Consider the following 16,071-nt stretch of genomic DNA (forward strand, 5'->3'; position numbering starts at 1 on the left):
TCCGGTCGCCGATCAGGCGAGCGTGTTGTTCCACATCGACAGCGCCGAGCCGATGGCCATGTGCATGTCGAGGTACTGGTAGGTGCCGAGGCGTCCGCCGAAGTGCACGTCCTTCTCCCCCGCCATCAGCTCGCGGTAGGCGAGGAGGCGCTCACGGTCGGTCGCGGTGTTCACCGGGTAGTAGGGCTCGTCGTCGCGACCCGCGAACCGCGAGAACTCGCGCATGATGACCGTGCGGTCCTTCGGGTACCGATCCGCGCGCTCGGGGTGGAAATGGCGGAACTCGTGGATACGGGTGAAGGGCACGTCGGCGTCCGGGTAGTTCATGACGCTGGTGCCCTGGAAGTCGCCGATGTCGAGGACCTCTTCCTCGAGGTCGATGGTCCGCCAGCTCAGCTCGCCCTCGGTGTAGTCGAAGTAGCGATCGACGGGACCGGTGTAGACGATGGGTACCTGCCCGACGACCGCCGCCTTGTTGAGGGGCTGCGCCTCGTCGAAGAAATCGGTCGAGAGACGCACGTCGATGTTGGGGTGATCGGCCATGCGCTCGAGCCAGGCGGTGTACCCGTCGGTCGGCAGCCCTTCCCAGGTGTCGTTGAAGTATCGGTTGTCGTACGTGTACCGCACCGGGAGGCGGCTGATGATCGAGGCCGGGAGGTCCTTGGCCTCGGTCTGCCACTGCTTGGCGGTGTAGTCGCGGATGAATGCCTCGAACAACGGGCGTCCGATGAGGCCGATGCCCCGCTCCTCGAGGTTGGTCGCCGACGCCGGGTCGAACTCGCCCGCCTGCTCCTGGATGAGCGCCCGCGCCTCGGCGGGGCTGTACGCAGCCTGGAAGAACTGGTTGATCGTGCCGAGGTTGATCGGCAGCGGGTAGACCACGCCCTTGTGAGCGGAGTACACCCGGTGGACGTAGTTCGTGAAGGTGGTGAAGCGATTGACGTACTCCCACACCGTCGCGTTCGACGTGTGGAAGAGGTGCGCCCCGTAGCGGTGGACCTCGATCCCTGTGGTGGCCTCGGCCTCGCTGTACGCGTTGCCACCGATGTGGTGGCGTCGTTCGAGGATGGTCACCTTGCGTCCGGCCGCGGCTGCCCGCTCGGCGATGGTGAGCCCGAAGAGACCGGAGCCGACGATGAGGAGGTCCATGGATACTTCTTTCCTGTCTGGATCCCCGTCGAGGGACCCGTCGCGACCGGACCCGTCGGTGGGCGGCCGTTAGCGTACCCATGCTACCTGCGACGACGCCGCTGCCCGCTCAGGGTCGACGGGGCGCCATGCGGTAGTCTCGATGGGCACCGGCAGGGCGGTGGTGAGCGAAAGCGCAGGTCAGGTGGGCGAGCCGATGAGCACTGGTCGAAACGACAGCGAATCGAGCGTCACAGCCTCCGGCACCACTGAGGGAGAGCCGACCACCGACGAGGATCGCTCGGTCGCCGGGATGCGCGGGCCGGACGGCCCCCTCCTTCGTCTGTTCCGGGATCGTCGCATCGCCTTCCTCTTCGTCGGCGGTATCAACACCGTCGTGGGATTCGGGTGGTTCGCTCTCTTCGACATCACCGTCGGCCAGCTCTGGGGCTACATGGTGACGCTGCTGTTCGCCCACGTCGCCAGCGTCCTGTGCGCCTTCGTCCTCTACCGCCGCCTCGTCTTCCGGGTCCGCGGTCACGTCTGGACCGATCTGATGCGGTTCGAGCTGGTGTACCTGACCTCGCTCGGCATCAATGCCGTGCTCCTGCCGCTCCTCGTGGAGTTCGCACATCTCGAACCGATCGTCGCCCAGGCGCTCATCGTCTTCGTCACGACGATGGTGAGCTATTTCGGGCACAGCCTCTTCTCGTTCCGACGCAAGGAGCCCACCGCGTGACGACGCCCACCCTCAGCGTGGTGATCCCCGCCTACAACAACGCCGGCACCCTCGCGGAGACCATCGACTCGGTGCTCGATCAAGAGGGCATCGACTTCGAGCTGATCGTCGCAGACCACTCGTCCACCGACGGCTCCGACGCGGTGCTCGACCGCTACCGCGACGACCCGCGCGTCACGATCCTCACCACCGCGAGCGGCGGCGGGGCCGAGCGCAACTGGAATCGGGTGACGGCGGAAGCCCAGGGGGACTACATCAAGCTCGTCTGCGGCGACGACGTGCTGCGGCCGGGCGTCCTCGCCCGGCAGGTGGAGTTGCTCCGGACGAGCGGAGCCGTGCTCACCGCTTGCCGGCGCGACGTGACGGATGCCGAGGGCACGGTGTTGATGCCCGATTGGGGCCTCCGCGGCCTCGACGGACCGATGGATGGTGCACGCGCCGCAGCGAAGGCGGTGCGGGCGGGGTCGAATCTGTTCGGCGAGCCGGCATCCGTGACGATGCGGCGCGATGCGCTCGAGCGGGCTGGTGGATGGGACGCCACTTTCCCGTACCTGATCGATCAGGCGACCTACTCGCGCGTCCTCCTCGACGGAACGTTCGTCCCCGACACCGAGACCGGAGCGACATTCCGTCTCTCCGACTCCCAGTGGAGCGCCGTGCTGATCGCATCGCAGGCCGACCAGGCCCGCCGGTTCCACCGCTGGTTCCGCGCGGAGCATCCGTCCGTCGTCTCGGCCTGGGACCTGCGGATCGGCAACATCCGCGCGAGCGTGATGGCCCGGCTGCGACGACTCTCCTACACCGTTCTCAGATGGAGGAACCGATGAGCGATCCCTACATCCATCGCATCAGCATCGTCACTCCCGTCTACCAGGGCGAGCGCACGCTCGACGCTCTGGTCGAGAGCATCGAGCCCTGGACGCACGAGTTCACGACGCCGGCGGGCCATCGCGCGGTCGTCACCGAGGTCATCCTCAGCTACGACCGCGGCCCCGACGACTCCGGGGCGGTCATCCGTCGGCTCGCGGCATCGAAGCCCTGGATCCGACCGGTCTGGCTCAGCCGCAACTACGGTCAGCACGCGGCGACCCTCGCCGGCATCGCGAGCTCGGGCGGCGACTGGATCGTGACACTCGACGAAGACGGCCAGCACGATCCCGTCTTCATCGGCAGCATGATCGACACGGCGCTGCGCGAGCAGGCGGATCTGGTGTACGCCGCGCCGAGCAATCGTCCACCCCACGGATTCGTGCGGAACACGGCCTCGAAGAGCTCGAAGAAGCTGCTCGAGTCGTTCCTGGGCGGCGGTCGCGCCTCGCAGTTCAACAGCTACCGGCTGATCCTCGGCGAGATCGCGCGCAGTGTCGCCGCCTATGCCGGCACGGGTGTCTACCTCGATGTGGCGCTCAGCTGGGTATCGGCGCGCACGGTGACATCGCCCGTGCTGCTCCGCGAGGAGGGCGACCGGGATTCCGGCTACTCGTACCGCCGTCTCTTCGCGCACTTCTGGCGAATGGTGCTGACGTCCGGCACGCGAGGCCTCCGTTTCGTCACCGGAGTCGGTGCGCTGTTCTTCATCGGTGGGATCCTCTTCGCGCTCTATCTGGTGATCATGCGGGCGTTCGCGGTCGACATCCCGGCGGGCTGGACATCGCAGATGGTCCTCACCGCGGTCGGGATCGGGGCCATCCTGATGGCTCTCGGAATCGTGGCCGAATATCTGGGCGTCGCCGTCAGCTCCGCCCTCGGCCGCCCGACGTATCTCATCGTGCGTGATCCGCTCTCCGGTCCGTTGGGGCACCGCGAGCCTGTGTCGAAGGACCCGGGTGGCGAGCGCGGCGCGTAGGTGGATCATCGGGCGCGGGCTCCTCGGCGAGGCGGTCGCGCGCGCCCGGTCGGACGCCCCGTTCTCCGTACCCATCGATTGGAGGGACGCAGAGCGCGCGAAACAGACGCTGTCCTCCGCCGTGAGCGACTTCCTCGCCCCCACGGGCGTCCACGAGATCTACTGGTGCGCCGGGAAGGGAGTGACGTCGACACCCCGCGAACGCCTGCAGGAGGAGGTCGAGGTCTTCGAATCCTTCCTCACCGCACTCGGGCGAGCCTGCGCGGCGTCGGATGCCGTGGTGGTGCTGTTCCTCAGCTCGTCGGTGGGCGGCGCCTATGGCGGCGCGACCGGAGGCCCCTTCACCGAGAGCAGCCCGACAGCGCCGGCATCCGCTTACGGTGAAGCCAAGCTCGACATGGAGCGGCTCGCGAGCGCATACGGCGAGGCCCACGGCTGGCGCACGGTGATCGGACGCCTCACCAACCTCTACGGTCCGGGGCAGGACCTCTCGAAGGGCCAGGGGCTGATCTCGACCCTGGTCAACAGCGCGATCACCCTGCAGCCGGCGACGATCTACGTCTCGCTCGACACGCTGCGCGACTACATCTACGAGGACGACGCCGCAGATGTGATCAGCGCTTCCGCAGCCCGAGCGCGCGTGCTGGGCGCCGGTGACACCGTGACCAAGATCATCGGCACCGGCCGTGCGGTGTCGGTCGGGGCGATCATCGGCGAGCTGCGGAGGCTCAGACGTCGCTCCGGTTTCTCGCTCGTCGGGCAGGGCGCCGCGGTCGGACAGGCCCTGGATCTGCGCGTGAGGTCGGAGGTCTGGCCCGACCTCGACGGCCTCATCGGCACGAACCTCCCGGAAGGTCTCGACCGCGTGATGCGCGCGCGTCTGGACCTCCTCACGCGCGGCTGAGCCGGCGACGGCGGGGCACTTCGTATGCTGGAAGCACGATGACCATCGATATCATGCTGCCCTTCTGGGGCGACCCCCTGCTCCTGCGGCAGACGGTCGAATCCGTGCTCGGGCAGACCGATCCCGAGTGGCGGCTGACGGTGATCGACGACGCGTATCCCGATCCCTCCGTGTCCGAGTACTTCGCGCAGATGGACGACCCGCGCGTCCGGTACGTGCGCAACGACGTGAACGTCGGGATCATCGAGAACTTCCGCGCCAGCGTGAGGCTCGCGACGGCTGATCACCTCGTGGTGCTGGGCAGCGACGATCTGCTCCTGCCGGGCTACGTCGCCGCCCTGCGCGACGCCGTGCGACGGCATCCGGACGCCGCCGTCTTCCAACCTGGCGTGCGGGTCATCGACGAGAACGGCGCACCATCGCTGCCTCTCGTCGATCGCGTGAAGCAGCGGATGCTCCGCCCCGACACGCGAACGGGCGACGCCGTGCTGTCGAACGAGCGGCTCGCGACCAGCCTCACGCGCGGGAACTGGCTGTACTGGCCCTCGCTGCTCTTCCGCACCGAGGCGATCCGGGCCCACGAGTTCCGCGACGACCTGCCCATCGTGCTCGACCTCGCGATCCTGCTCGACATCGCGTTCGCGGGCGGATCGCTCGTCGTGATCGACGACGAGGTGTTCGCCTACCGCCGTCATACCGAGAGCGCCTCGCAGAAGGCGATCCTCGACGGATCCCGCTTCACCGACGACCGTCGATTCTTCCTCGAGACCGCGCGACGAGCGGATGCGCGCGGATGGCGATCGACGGCCCGAGCGGCCCGAGCCCGTCTGTTCGCGCGGCTCCACGCTCTCACGACGGTGCCGACGGTGCTCCGTCGTGGCGATGCCGCCGGACGCCGCGCCCTCTGGCGGCACATCCTCCGCTGATCAGCGGCGGCGGGCGCTCCCCCACGCGCGCAGCAGCATCACGCGTGCGCGGAGCACCGCTCCGATGCCGCGCGGACGGGACGGAGAGGCGTTCGCGTCGTGGATGCGTCGCCGGATCGTCGCCGTCTCGATGTGCGCCATGGTGCGGTGGGCGTTGCCGAAGAGCGCGATCCAGAGGTCGTGGCTCTCGTCGAGGTAGTCCGGAAACGGAAGGATCCGATCTACGACGTCGCGGCGGATCGCCATCGCGCATCCGTAGTACGGCGCCATGCCCGCGAAGATCCGCAGCGCGTTACGGGTGCTCTGCCGGGACCACGCGGCGTGCAGCCGCCACGGGCGACGGGTGAGTGGGTTCGGCAGCGGTTCGTCCGAACCGAGCAGCACCAGGTTGGATGCCGCGACGGCGGAGTCCTCGAGCGCCGCCACGAACAGCGCGCGACGCCCCGGCACCCAGACGTCGTCCTGATCGGAGAGCATCAGGATGTCTCCGGTCGCCCGTCCCAGAGCCTCTTCGAACGTCTTGACGTACCCGCGGTTCTCCTGGCGTGCGTGCACGCGGATGCGCGGATCGCCGAAAGCCTCCAGCGCGGCGACGGTTCCGTCCTTCGAGGCGTCGTCGACGACGACGAGCTCGTCCTGGGGTTCGAGCTCCCGCAGGATCGACTCGATCTGCGGGCCGAGGAACCGCTCGCCGTTGTACGTCGCCATGCACACGCTCACCCGCATCGCGCTCATGACGCCACCTCCGTGACCGGCTTGCGCAGCTCCCGCCGCAGAACGAGAACCTGGTAGCCGCCGACGCAGAGCTCGGACGCCGCCACGGCCCAGGCCACGAGCGGAACGGATCCGGCTGCGGCGAAGGCGAGGATCAGGGGTGCTCCGACGATCGCGCCGATGAGCGTCGACACGGCGAGCGCGCGCACGCGCCCGACGACGACCAGGCACGCATAGCCGACGATGGCGGCCGTGGCGATCCCCACGAAGGCGACGCCGAGGGGCAGCGACACCTGCCACGGCACGCTGATCTTACCCGCGGAGAGGATCGTCGAAGCCCAGGGGCTCAGCAGAGCGATGCACGCACCGCCGACGACACCGACGAGCACGCCGGCGAGAGTCGCGATGCGCGCACGATGACGGAAATCCGCCTCGGGGTCGGGCACCCAGCTCTGGAAGTACTGCTGGATGGGGAGCAGCGCGATCGACGCGTACTTGAAGAGGCGGTCAGCGACGGCGTACATCGGCTGCAGCGCGGGGAGGAACGCCTGCACGGCCACCATCGGCAGAGTGACGTACAGACCGCTGACGAGTGTCGCCGACACGGCGTGGCGCTGCCCGCTCAGTGCGGTGCGCAGAGGAACCGGAGTGTGCGCGGCGCCGAATGAGCCTCGCAGCACGACGACGGCATCGAGCACGACAGCACCGATGAAGCCGAGTCCCTGCGCGACGAGGTAGACCCAGAGCTCCCCCGTGACGACGGCGCCGATCACGCCGGCGATGCCTCCCGCGACCGTCGGGAGGGTGTCGCAGAGCAGGAGCCGCATCGGCTTCCCCTCACCCGTGAAGTACCAGATCGCACCGAGGTGCGGCAGCAGGTACACCGCGGCTCCGAGCACTGAGATCAGCACATCGCCGCGTGTGAGGAGAGTCAGGATCACGGCGATGACCGGCAGCACGAGCACGTAGAGCAACGCGCGGGCGCGCAGCGACGTGCGATAGAAGGCCTGGCGTTGCCCGATGGGGATGCCGGCGACGGTCGCCGCACCCGTCGCTCCCCAGCCGAAGGCCACGAGGATGCCGCCGAATTGCGAGACGGTCTGCACGAGTGCGAGGGTGCCCCAGGTGGCTTCACCGAGGGCGAGGTTCAGGAGCGGCATCGACACGATCCCGATCAGCGTCACGATGCCGACGGAGATCGTGAATCCGCTGAGACGGCCGACCGCAGTCCGGATGGGCCCGCTCACTTGTCCCCCTCCGCGACCACGGGGGCGTCCCACCGGATCTCGGCCGCGATCGGCATCAGCGCGTCCGGCATCCGCCCCATCCGACCGCGCACGGCGGCGACGAGAGCGGCCCGGTACACACGCGCCAGCGCGCGGCGCGGCTTCGCGACCCACCAGGCGTTCGCGAAGTGGATGCCGTCGAGCAGCGTTTCCCGGATTATCTGCCCCGGTGCGGAGAGGAAGTACTCGCGGTTGAGGATCAGGCGGTTCCGCACACGGTAGAAGTAACGGAATGGCGTGCTCAGGCTGAATTCCGCGGGGATCCCCGGGAGCGCGACCGTGCGGCCGAGCAACTCGCGCCGGTACCGGGTGCCGAGCGTGTGCTCCATCCGCACCCCTCCCGCGGCGAGTACCCGCCAACCGCGGGCGCGGACCCGCAGCCCGAACTCCATGTCGACGAGGTCGATGAAGAAGTCCTCCCGCAGGGGTCCCACCTCGGCGATCACGGCCGCGGGGATGAGCATCCCCGACTGGATGACGTTCGCGGCGTCACCGAAGGTCGCCTCAGGCCCCGTCTGCTGACGCACGCCGGCGAAGTACTCCGGCACGACGAGGCCGACGTGGATACCGGCACGGGTCGCGACGTCATGGGCGGAGACGAGGTTCCGGACGAACCCCTCCGCCACCCGGGAATCCTGGTCGAAGGTGATCACGAAGGCGGCACCGGCGTCGAGCGCGCGTGCGATCCCGTCATTGAGCGCCGCCGCGATCCCGTCGTTGTCGGGCCTGCGGACGACGATCGCCCCCGCGCTCTCGAGCCTGTCGAGTGCCGCCTCGGCGATGGGCCCCGAGCCGTCGTCGACGACGATCACTCCCTCGACCTGTTCGGCGACGGAGGAGACGGCGTCCAGAGCGGCGTCACCGGGACGGAACGTCGAGAACACCGCCCACACGGGGGAAGCACTCATCCGAGACGCACCGGACGACGGACGGAGAAGGGAATCACGAGCATGGCGCATTTAGACTAGCTTCATTCGCTGTTCAATCCCCGCAGACTCGGAAGGCCGCCTGTGTCGACACATCCCTTCGGCACGATCGTGCTCGCCGCCTACTCCCCCGACCCGGAGCTCTTCCGCCGGCAGCTGACCTCCCTGCAGGAGCAGACGGTCCGCGAGTGGGAGTGCGTGATCTCGGTCGACGGCGATCCCGAGCCGATCGCCGCGCTGGTAGCGGAGATCACCGAGGGAGACGCCCGATTCCGCATCGTCGGCGACGGCACACGGCTCGGTTTCTACCTGAACTTCGAACGCGGCCTCCTCGCCGTCGACGAGCGGAGCGAGTGGATCGCCCTCTGCGACCAGGACGACCGCTGGGACGCGGACAAGATCGAGAAGCTCCTCCCGCACCTCGACGAGGTCTCTCTCGTCTCGGCCCAGGCGCGGCTCGTCTCGTACCCCTCCGAAGTGGAGACGGGCCGTACGACGCGTCACGATCACGGCGCGATCTTCACGATCCTCTCCAACGAGTTCACCGGCTCGCTCTGCGTGTTCCACCCCGAAGTGTTGCCGACCGCACTGCCGTTCCCCCGAGCTTCGACTCGGGCGGCCGCGCACGATCACTGGCTCGCCGTCGTCGCGTCGGCGCACCGGGGCACCCGCATCATCGACGACGTCGTCCAGGACTACGTCCAGCACGATGCGAACGTGTTCGGCGACCCGAGCAGGCTGGGCAGCGGAAGCATCCGCAGTTCCATCACCAACGTGCTCGCGCAGTCCCAGCGCTTCGAGGGTTCACGCAGCCCGCGGTCGATCTTCCGGATGACGTTCTGGGCCTACGTGGGCTGGCGCCAACTGATGGTCGACACCCTCGCCGCGCGTCGCACCGACGACGCGACCGATTCCCGTCAGGAGCTGGCCTTCGGTCGCTCCCGCAGGCTGCGCACCGCGCTGTCACTGCTCCGTGCGGGACGCGCACGGGAGATCGTCCCCGAGCGCTTCACCTGGGAGTACCGGGCGAGCTGGATCGGCGGAGCACTCAGCGGTGGCCGGCGCGCCGTCGCCCGAGCGGTCACCGCGCCTCGGCGCTGACGCCCCGTCAGGAGGGTTCGCCGTCCGACCCCGTCCGGGGAGCCTCGAGCTTCGCGAGCCGGCCCTCGACGCTCTCCAGCTGCGTGCGGAGGATGGCGGCTTCCTCCGCGAGTCGCCGCGTCTCCTCCTCGACCTGGCTGAGCTCCCACGAGAGGTGCAGGGCGACGCCGAGGAGCAGGAGGATCGCGGTCGCGAAGAGCAGGTTCGAGGGGACCTGCACACCGAGCAACGCCGTGAGCCCGCCCAGCAGGCCGGGGAACAGCCCGACGATGAGCACCGAGACAGCGATCACCAGCCAGAGGACCGCGTACTTCTCGCGCAGTTTGCGCGTGAGGAGCATCCACAGCACGATCACGAGGATCAGGACGGCGAGAACGATCCCGACGAAGACGATCATGCGCGTTCCTCCTGCCGCCGTGAGCCCGTACGTCGCATCGCGGCGAGCAGCAGCGCGAACACCGACCTCAGCAGGTAGACGGTGGAACCGAGCGGCCCCTGGCTGGGATTGCCATGCGCACGCGGGCGCATCGCGACGCCGACCTGCGTGACCGTCAGCCCGGCATGCAGCGCGGCGACGAGTGAGTCGAGGGTGTCACCGAGATACTCGGCCGGGTAATAGTGCACGTATTGGGCGATCGCGCGGGTGTTCGCCGCGCGGAAACCGCTCGTCACATCGGTCAACCGCGTCTTGGCGATGCGCGAGACCACCGAGGCGAGGAAGATCATGGCCCAGCGCCGGGGGCCGCGCACCGAGTAGTCGCCGACGTCGGAGAAGCGCGCGCCGATCGAGATGTCGGCGTGCTCCAGGCCGGCGAGCACCCGATCGATGTCGACGGGGTCGTGCTGCCCATCGGCATCCACCTGGATCGCGGCTCCGTAGCCCTCGCGCGCCGCATAGGTGAACCCGGTGCGCATCGCACCGCCCACCCCCAGGTTGAAGGGCAGGGAGAGCACGGCCGCGCCGGCGGCTCGGGCCACCTCGGCCGTGTCATCGGTCGACCCGTCGTCGATCACGACGACGTCGTACCGCGACGAGGCCGCACGGATCTCGCGCACGGTGTCGCCGACACTGCGCTCCTCGTTCCACGCGGGGACGAGGACCAGGACGCGATCGATGCGCGTGGTGTCGCTCATGAGGGAAGTCTCTCCGTGTTCAGCCGAGACCGCAGGCGGTCACTTCGTACAGTCTGGCATCGCCCTGGCTGTCGACCAGGCGCACCGCTCCCGATTCCTCGAGATCCTCGAGGCCTGCGAGCGGATGCGATCCGCCGTGCACCTCCCGATCCCCGAAATCGAGGACGAACCGGACGTCGAGCGCCTTGGCCGCATCGCACACGGCGGGCATCGACTCGGCGTCGGCGAGGTGGTCGTTGATGGTCGCCGCATCGTCGGAGACGTCCACCAGGATGTGCGGCATGAGCACTTGGCGCCCCCCGATCGCGTATGCGAGCGCGGTGCCCGTGTACGGGTTGCCGGCGACCACGGAGCCTGCGGGGACGTGCTCGGGGAGGCGTTCGAGCAGGGCCATCTCGTCCGAGCTGACGAGGGAAGAACCCTCGTCCAGCACGAAGCGGATCTGCGCCTGCGCGACAGCGGCCGGGATGGCGGGAAGCGGCAGGACCACGAAGCCGATCGCGGCGGCGACGACGCCGGCGATCACGCGCAGGAGACGTCCGTCGGGCTGGGCCCGCGACCAGAGCCGCCCGATCGCCTCGACCGTGCGCGCGATCCCCAGGGTCGCGAGCGGGACCAGCGCGATCCCGAACACCGCGGCCAGACGCGGCCAGTTGTTGTACCAGCTCCCCGTCAGCGCATCCCGGATGGGACCGATGGGCAGCGAGATGACGACGATGAAGAGGAGTGCACCGATCGCCCAGAGAGCCGCACCGACCACGAGCGCCTCACTGCGCTCCTTCAGAACCCAGAAGAGGCCGAGGAGCACGGCGATCGCGACACCGATCGCGATCGTGCCGTAGAACATCGACACCTGGGCGACTTCGAGCGCCGCCTGTCCGGGAGTGAGGGCCGTCGGCCACCCGCGGGTCGGGAGCGGCGGGCGCAGCACCATGAGCAGGAGAACACCGACGCCGAAGTAAGCGAGGACGCCGGCGGCGAGTGCCGCGCGAACCCGACCGGATCGATGCGCGCGCCACAGGCGCACCACGAAGACGAGAACGATCGGCACCGAGAACGCGAGCCAGGCGACGAATCCGCCCGGGTGCGCGAGGGCGACGCCGGGGATCGCGCCGAGCGCGACGAAACCCCACCAGCCCGGCGCGAGGTCCTTCGCCGATGTTCCGATTCCGAAGGCGGATGCCGTCGCCGCCACCGTGACGGGGACCACGGCGAGAGCGAGCTGGAACGGGTAAAGGACGCCGTAGTCCATCGGCAGGATCGGGAACATCGGGATGGCGCAGCTCACGATCGCAGCGGTGACGGTGACGGTCGCCGACTTCCCCATGAGCGTCCGCGCCAGGAGCATGGCGCTCACCGGCCAGATGACCGCGGCGATCACGAGCGTCTGCGCGTTCACGACGGCGGGGATGCCGACCCCGCTCAGCTGCGCCACGATGGCCGCGGTCGCGTGCCAGGCCGACGGATAGAACGGAACTCCGCCGTTCGGGCTCGTCATCTGCCCGAGTTCGAGGGGCGAGGCGGCACCGGTGTCCATGATGTAGCGAATGGCGTTGAGGTGGAACACGTTGTCGAAGGTCTGCGAGATCGCCGACGGCTGACCGATCACGGCGAAGATCTGCAGTCCGATGACCACCGCTGCGGCGACAGCGGCGCCGATGGTCCACCACCTCGACGTCGACGGCGAGGAGGTCACACCACGCCGTCCGCGGCGGCGCACGAGGTGGATCCCCACGCCGATCACCGCAGCCAGGACGAGGCACGGCACGATCGACCAGCCGATCCCGGCGAAGCCGGCGAGCAGACTCGCACCCCCCACCACGGTCATGGCGAACGCCGGTGCGGCGGCCACGGCCCAGAGCCCGCGCAGTCCGATCAGCCAGGCCAACGTTCCGCCCAAAACGGCGTACAGCGCGAGAAGCACGGCGGCAGGCCAGAGCAGTTCGAGCATTTCCATGTGTTCCAGACCCTCTCACCGACAACCGACCCAGGATATCCCGGCGGGGCTGCGATCTCGGTGAGCGCACCCCGGGGCGTCCCTGACACGGGCGATCCAGGCTCGGTATGACAACATAGAGGCGTGAAAGGCATTATTCTCGCCGGCGGGTCCGGCACGCGTCTGCACCCGATCACGCTGGGCGTCTCCAAGCAGCTGATCCCGGTCTACGACAAGCCGATGGTCTACTACCCGCTCTCGACGCTGATGCTGGCGGGGATCAAGGACATCCTCGTAATCACGACGCCGCACGACGCTGCGCACTTCGAGCGCCTCCTCGGCGACGGATCGCAGTTCGGTGTGAACCTGACGTTCGCTCAGCAGCCCTCTCCGGACGGACTCGCGCAGGCGTTCACGATCGGCGCAGACTTCATCGGCGACGACTCGGTCGCCCTGGTCCTGGGCGACAATCTGCTCTACGGCCCGGGCCTCGGCAGCCGCCTGCAGCGATTCGAGAACATCGACGGCGGAGCGGTCTTCGCCTACTGGGTCGCGGAGCCCGAGGCCTACGGTGTCGTCGAGTTCGACGCCGAAGGACGCGCGGTCTCGCTCGAGGAGAAGCCCGCCTCCCCCAAGAGCAACTACGCCGTTCCCGGCCTCTACTTCTACGACAACGACGTGATCGAGATCGCTCGCAACCTGGCGCCCAGCGCCCGCGGCGAGTACGAGATCACCGACATCAACCGCGAGTACCTCGAGCGCGGCAAGCTCCAGGTCGAGGTCCTCCCGCGCGGCACCGCCTGGCTCGACACGGGAACGTTCGACCAGATGACCGACGCCGCCGAGTACGTGCGCACGATGGAGCGCCGTACGGGCATGAAGATCGGGATGCCGGAGGAGGTCGCCTGGCGCCAGGGCTTCCTCACCGACGACGAACTGCGCGAACGCGCCGAGAAGCTCGTCAAGTCCGGCTACGGCGCCTATCTGCTCGACATCCTCAAGAGAGGCCACGCATGACCCGTCTGCTCGTCACCGGAGGAGCCGGTTTCATCGGCTCCAACTTCGTCCACCACGTGATCGAGAACACCGAGCATCACGTGACGGTTCTCGACGCCCTCACCTACGCCGGGAACCGACGCTCGCTCGAGGGACTCCCCGAGGATCGGCTCACGTTCGTCCACGGCGACATCACGGATGCCGGCCTGGTCGACGGGCTCTTCGCCGAGACGGATGCCGTGGTGCACTACGCCGCGGAGTCGCACAACGACAATTCGCTGAACGACCCCCGGCCGTTCCTCGACACCAACATCATCGGCACGTACACGCTGCTCGAGGCGGCACGACGCCACGACGTGCGCCTGCACCACATCTCGACCGACGAGGTCTACGGGGACCTCGAGCTCGATGATCCCGAGCGGTTCACCGAGTCGACTCCCTACAACCCCTCGTCGCCGTACTCCTCCACCAAGGCGGGCAGCGATCTGCTCGTGCGCGCGTGGGTGCGGTCGTTCGGCGTCCAGGCGACGATCTCGAACTGCTCGAACAACTACGGCCCGTACCAGCACGTCGAGAAGTTCATCCCGCGTCAGATCACGAACGTGATCCGCGGCATCCGCCCGAAGCTCTACGGGGCCGGGCAGAACGTCCGCGACTGGATCCACGCCGACGACCACTCCTCGGCCGTGCTGACGATCCTCGAGAAGGGCGCGATCGGCGAGACGTACCTCATCGGCGCCGACGGCGAGAAGGACAACAAGTCCGTCGTCGAGCTGATCCTCACCGAGATGGGCCAGCCCGCGGACGCGTACGACCACGTCACCGACCGCGCGGGCCACGACCTCCGCTACGCGATCGACTCGAGCAAGCTGCGCGACGAGCTCGGCTGGGCTCCGCAGTTCTCGGACTTCGAGACCGGACTCGCCTCGACGATCCAGTGGTACCGCGACAATGAAGCCTGGTGGGCGCCGTCCAAGGACGCCGTCGAGGCGTTCTACGCGGGCAAGGGCCAGTGAGCACCGCGTTCGGGAAGCAGCTCGAACGGATCGAGACGCCCATCCCGGGCCTCGTCGTGTTCGAACTGCCCGTCCACGGGGACTCGCGCGGATGGTTCAAGGAGAACTGGCAGCGCGAGAAGATGCTGGCGCTCGGGCTCGAGGACTTCGGCCCGGTGCAGAACAACATCTCGTTCAACGACGCCGTCGGCACGACGCGTGGCATCCACGCGGAGCCGTGGGACAAGTGGGTCTCGGTGGCGACCGGGCGCATCTTCGGCGCGTGGGTCGACCTGCGCGAAGGACCGACCTTCGGCACCGTGTTCACCACGGAGATCGACCCGTCTCGGGCGATCTACGTGCCCCGAGGCGTGGGCAACTCGTACCAGACGCTCGAGGCTGACACGGCGTACACCTATCTCGTCAACGACCACTGGTCCCCCGATGCGTCGTACTCCTTCCTGAACCTCGCGGACGAGACGGCCGCGGTGGCGTGGCCCATCCCGCTCGCCGACGTCGAGATCTCGGAGAAGGACAAGGCGCACCCTCGGCTCGCCGACGTCACCCCGATCCCGCCGAAGCGCATCCTCGTCCTCGGGGCGTCCGGCCAGTTGGGACTCGCGTTGCGCGCTCGTTTCGGAGATGCCGCCCACATCGAGTACGCCACACGCGACGACATCGATGTGACCGCTTCGGACCTTTCGTCCGCTCGGCGCTGGCGCGACTACGGTCTGATCGTCAACGCCGCCGCGTACACCGCGGTCGACCTTGCCGAGACTCCGGAGGGCCGAGAGCAGGCGTGGGCGGCGAACGCGACCGCAGTCGCCGCGCTCGCCCGTGTCGCCGACGATCACGGCATCACCCTGGTGCACGTGTCGAGCGACTACGTCTTCGACGGAACGTTCGACGGCGCCTACGACGAGAACGCCCCGTTGCGCCCGCTCGGTGTCTACGGCCAGACCAAGGCGGCCGGCGACCTCGCCGCATCCACGGCCTCGCGGCACTACGTCGTGCGCACCTCCTGGGTGATCGGCGACGGAGGCAACTTCGTCCGCACGATGCACTCGCTCGCGGAGCGCGGAATCGACCCGCGGGTCGTGGGCGACCAGTTCGGGCGCCTCACCTTCACCGCGGACATCGCGGACGCGATCGCGCACCTCTACGCATCGGATGCCGCCTACGGCGTCTACAACGTGACCGGATCGGGCGATGCCCGGTCCTGGGCCGAGATCGCTCGCGAGGTCTTCCGTCTCGGCGGCCACGACCCCGAGCGCGTCACGGCCGTCAGCACGGAGGACTACTTCGCCTCGGCCACCGCGCCGGTGGCACCGCGTCCGCGGAACAGCCGTCTGGACCTGACCAAGATCATCGCATCGGGCTTCACGCCCGCTCCGGCAGAAGAATCCCTGCGCGCGTACGTCGCAGGCCTGAAGGGTTGAG

At 68.5% G+C, this 16,071-nt stretch carries 16 protein-coding genes; 9 read left to right on the top strand and 7 right to left on the bottom strand.

What is annotated here, in order from left to right:
• Positions 1-12 precede the first annotated feature (12 nt).
• Positions 13-1,149, bottom strand: coding sequence for a UDP-galactopyranose mutase (gene glf, locus KZC52_RS04640; RefSeq protein WP_247622889.1), 1,137 nt, complete (start codon positions 1,147-1,149; stop codon positions 13-15).
• Between the two features lie 196 nt (positions 1,150-1,345).
• Here glf and KZC52_RS04645 point away from each other — a divergent pair, with 196 nt between their 5' ends.
• Genes KZC52_RS04645 through KZC52_RS04665 form a run of 5 tightly spaced genes read left to right on the top strand, consistent with a single transcriptional unit; the run spans position 1,346 to position 5,543 of the window.
• Positions 1,346-1,867, top strand: a complete 522-nt coding sequence (locus KZC52_RS04645; protein ID WP_247622890.1) for a GtrA family protein — start codon at positions 1,346-1,348, stop codon at positions 1,865-1,867.
• Positions 1,864-2,694: a glycosyltransferase family 2 protein gene (locus KZC52_RS04650; RefSeq protein WP_247622891.1), complete on the top strand. Its 831-nt coding sequence runs from the start codon at positions 1,864-1,866 to the stop codon at positions 2,692-2,694. The genes KZC52_RS04645 and KZC52_RS04650 overlap by 4 nt, the downstream gene beginning before the upstream one ends.
• A complete protein-coding gene (locus KZC52_RS04655; RefSeq protein WP_247622892.1) occupies positions 2,691-3,713 on the top strand; it encodes a glycosyltransferase in 1,023 nt (340 codons plus the stop codon). The genes KZC52_RS04650 and KZC52_RS04655 overlap by 4 nt, the downstream gene beginning before the upstream one ends.
• A complete protein-coding gene (locus KZC52_RS04660) occupies positions 3,694-4,617 on the top strand; it encodes an NAD-dependent epimerase/dehydratase family protein (protein ID WP_308194246.1) in 924 nt (307 codons plus the stop codon). The genes KZC52_RS04655 and KZC52_RS04660 overlap by 20 nt, the downstream gene beginning before the upstream one ends.
• A 38-nt stretch (positions 4,618-4,655) precedes the next feature.
• On the top strand, positions 4,656-5,543 hold the full coding sequence (locus tag KZC52_RS04665; RefSeq protein WP_247622894.1) for a glycosyltransferase family 2 protein: 888 nt from the start codon (positions 4,656-4,658) through the stop codon (positions 5,541-5,543).
• On the opposite strand, the gene KZC52_RS04670 is transcribed toward KZC52_RS04665, so the two are convergent.
• Genes KZC52_RS04670 through KZC52_RS04680 form a run of 3 tightly spaced genes read right to left on the bottom strand, consistent with a single transcriptional unit; the run spans position 5,544 to position 8,451 of the window.
• A complete protein-coding gene (locus KZC52_RS04670; RefSeq protein ID WP_247622895.1) occupies positions 5,544-6,278 on the bottom strand; it encodes a glycosyltransferase in 735 nt (244 codons plus the stop codon).
• The gene (locus KZC52_RS04675) at positions 6,275-7,504 is read right to left on the bottom strand and encodes a lipopolysaccharide biosynthesis protein (protein ID WP_247622896.1); all 1,230 of its coding nucleotides are present in this window, start codon (positions 7,502-7,504) and stop codon (positions 6,275-6,277) included. Before KZC52_RS04675 ends, KZC52_RS04670 begins: the two co-directional genes overlap by 4 nt.
• Positions 7,501-8,451 carry a glycosyltransferase gene (locus tag KZC52_RS04680; RefSeq protein ID WP_247622897.1) on the bottom strand — a complete coding sequence of 317 codons (951 nt, stop codon included), beginning with the start codon at positions 8,449-8,451 and terminating at the stop codon, positions 7,501-7,503. Before KZC52_RS04680 ends, KZC52_RS04675 begins: the two co-directional genes overlap by 4 nt.
• Positions 8,452-8,553: 102 nt before the next feature.
• Here KZC52_RS04680 and KZC52_RS04685 point away from each other — a divergent pair, with 102 nt between their 5' ends.
• Entirely contained in the window at positions 8,554-9,570 is a 1,017-nt protein-coding gene (locus tag KZC52_RS04685; protein ID WP_247622898.1) for a glycosyltransferase, read from the top strand.
• 7 nt (positions 9,571-9,577) lie between these two features.
• Here the strand turns inward: KZC52_RS04685 and KZC52_RS04690 are convergent, their stop codons facing one another.
• The 3 genes from KZC52_RS04690 to KZC52_RS04700 are packed head-to-tail and all read right to left on the bottom strand — an operon-like array spanning position 9,578 to position 12,661.
• A complete protein-coding gene (locus tag KZC52_RS04690; RefSeq protein ID WP_247622899.1) occupies positions 9,578-9,967 on the bottom strand; it encodes a DUF2304 domain-containing protein in 390 nt (129 codons plus the stop codon).
• Positions 9,964-10,704: a glycosyltransferase family 2 protein gene (locus KZC52_RS04695; RefSeq protein ID WP_247622900.1), complete on the bottom strand. Its 741-nt coding sequence runs from the start codon at positions 10,702-10,704 to the stop codon at positions 9,964-9,966. Before KZC52_RS04695 ends, KZC52_RS04690 begins: the two co-directional genes overlap by 4 nt.
• 19 nt (positions 10,705-10,723) lie before the next feature.
• A complete protein-coding gene (locus tag KZC52_RS04700) occupies positions 10,724-12,661 on the bottom strand; it encodes a DUF6541 family protein (RefSeq protein WP_247622901.1) in 1,938 nt (645 codons plus the stop codon).
• Positions 12,662-12,784: 123 nt separating this feature from the next.
• Between KZC52_RS04700 and rfbA the strand changes: the two genes are divergently transcribed.
• Genes rfbA through KZC52_RS04715 form a run of 3 tightly spaced genes read left to right on the top strand, consistent with a single transcriptional unit; the run spans position 12,785 to position 16,070 of the window.
• Positions 12,785-13,657 carry a glucose-1-phosphate thymidylyltransferase RfbA gene (gene rfbA, locus KZC52_RS04705; protein WP_247622902.1) on the top strand — a complete coding sequence of 291 codons (873 nt, stop codon included), beginning with the start codon at positions 12,785-12,787 and terminating at the stop codon, positions 13,655-13,657.
• On the top strand, positions 13,654-14,652 hold the full coding sequence (rfbB, locus tag KZC52_RS04710) for a dTDP-glucose 4,6-dehydratase (RefSeq protein ID WP_247622903.1): 999 nt from the start codon (positions 13,654-13,656) through the stop codon (positions 14,650-14,652). Before rfbA ends, rfbB begins: the two co-directional genes overlap by 4 nt.
• Complete coding sequence (locus KZC52_RS04715; protein ID WP_247622904.1) at positions 14,649-16,070, top strand: sugar nucleotide-binding protein; 1,422 nt, start codon at positions 14,649-14,651, stop codon at positions 16,068-16,070. Before rfbB ends, KZC52_RS04715 begins: the two co-directional genes overlap by 4 nt.
• Position 16,071: the final 1 nt, after the last annotated feature.

The sequence above is a fragment of the Microbacterium galbinum genome, assembly GCF_023091225.1.
GTDB classification, from domain to species: domain Bacteria; phylum Actinomycetota; class Actinomycetes; order Actinomycetales; family Microbacteriaceae; genus Microbacterium; species Microbacterium galbinum.

Bases quoted from the DNA above. Each gene is read 5' to 3' on its own strand.
- KZC52_RS04670 (WP_247622895.1), bottom strand. From the start codon at position 6,278: ATGAGCGCGATGCGGGTGAGCGTGTGCATGGCGACGTACAACGGCGAG.
- KZC52_RS04645 (WP_247622890.1), top strand. From the start codon at position 1,346: ATGAGCACTGGTCGAAACGACAGCGAATCGAGCGTCACAGCCTCCGGC.
- glf (WP_247622889.1), bottom strand. From the start codon at position 1,149: ATGGACCTCCTCATCGTCGGCTCCGGTCTCTTCGGGCTCACCATCGCC.
- KZC52_RS04655 (WP_247622892.1), top strand. From the start codon at position 2,691: ATGAGCGATCCCTACATCCATCGCATCAGCATCGTCACTCCCGTCTAC.
- KZC52_RS04700 (WP_247622901.1), bottom strand. From the start codon at position 12,661: ATGGAAATGCTCGAACTGCTCTGGCCTGCCGCCGTGCTTCTCGCGCTG.
- KZC52_RS04695 (WP_247622900.1), bottom strand. From the start codon at position 10,704: ATGAGCGACACCACGCGCATCGATCGCGTCCTGGTCCTCGTCCCCGCG.
- rfbB (WP_247622903.1), top strand. From the start codon at position 13,654: ATGACCCGTCTGCTCGTCACCGGAGGAGCCGGTTTCATCGGCTCCAAC.
- KZC52_RS04665 (WP_247622894.1), top strand. From the start codon at position 4,656: ATGACCATCGATATCATGCTGCCCTTCTGGGGCGACCCCCTGCTCCTG.
- KZC52_RS04690 (WP_247622899.1), bottom strand. From the start codon at position 9,967: ATGATCGTCTTCGTCGGGATCGTTCTCGCCGTCCTGATCCTCGTGATC.
- KZC52_RS04680 (WP_247622897.1), bottom strand. From the start codon at position 8,451: ATGAGTGCTTCCCCCGTGTGGGCGGTGTTCTCGACGTTCCGTCCCGGT.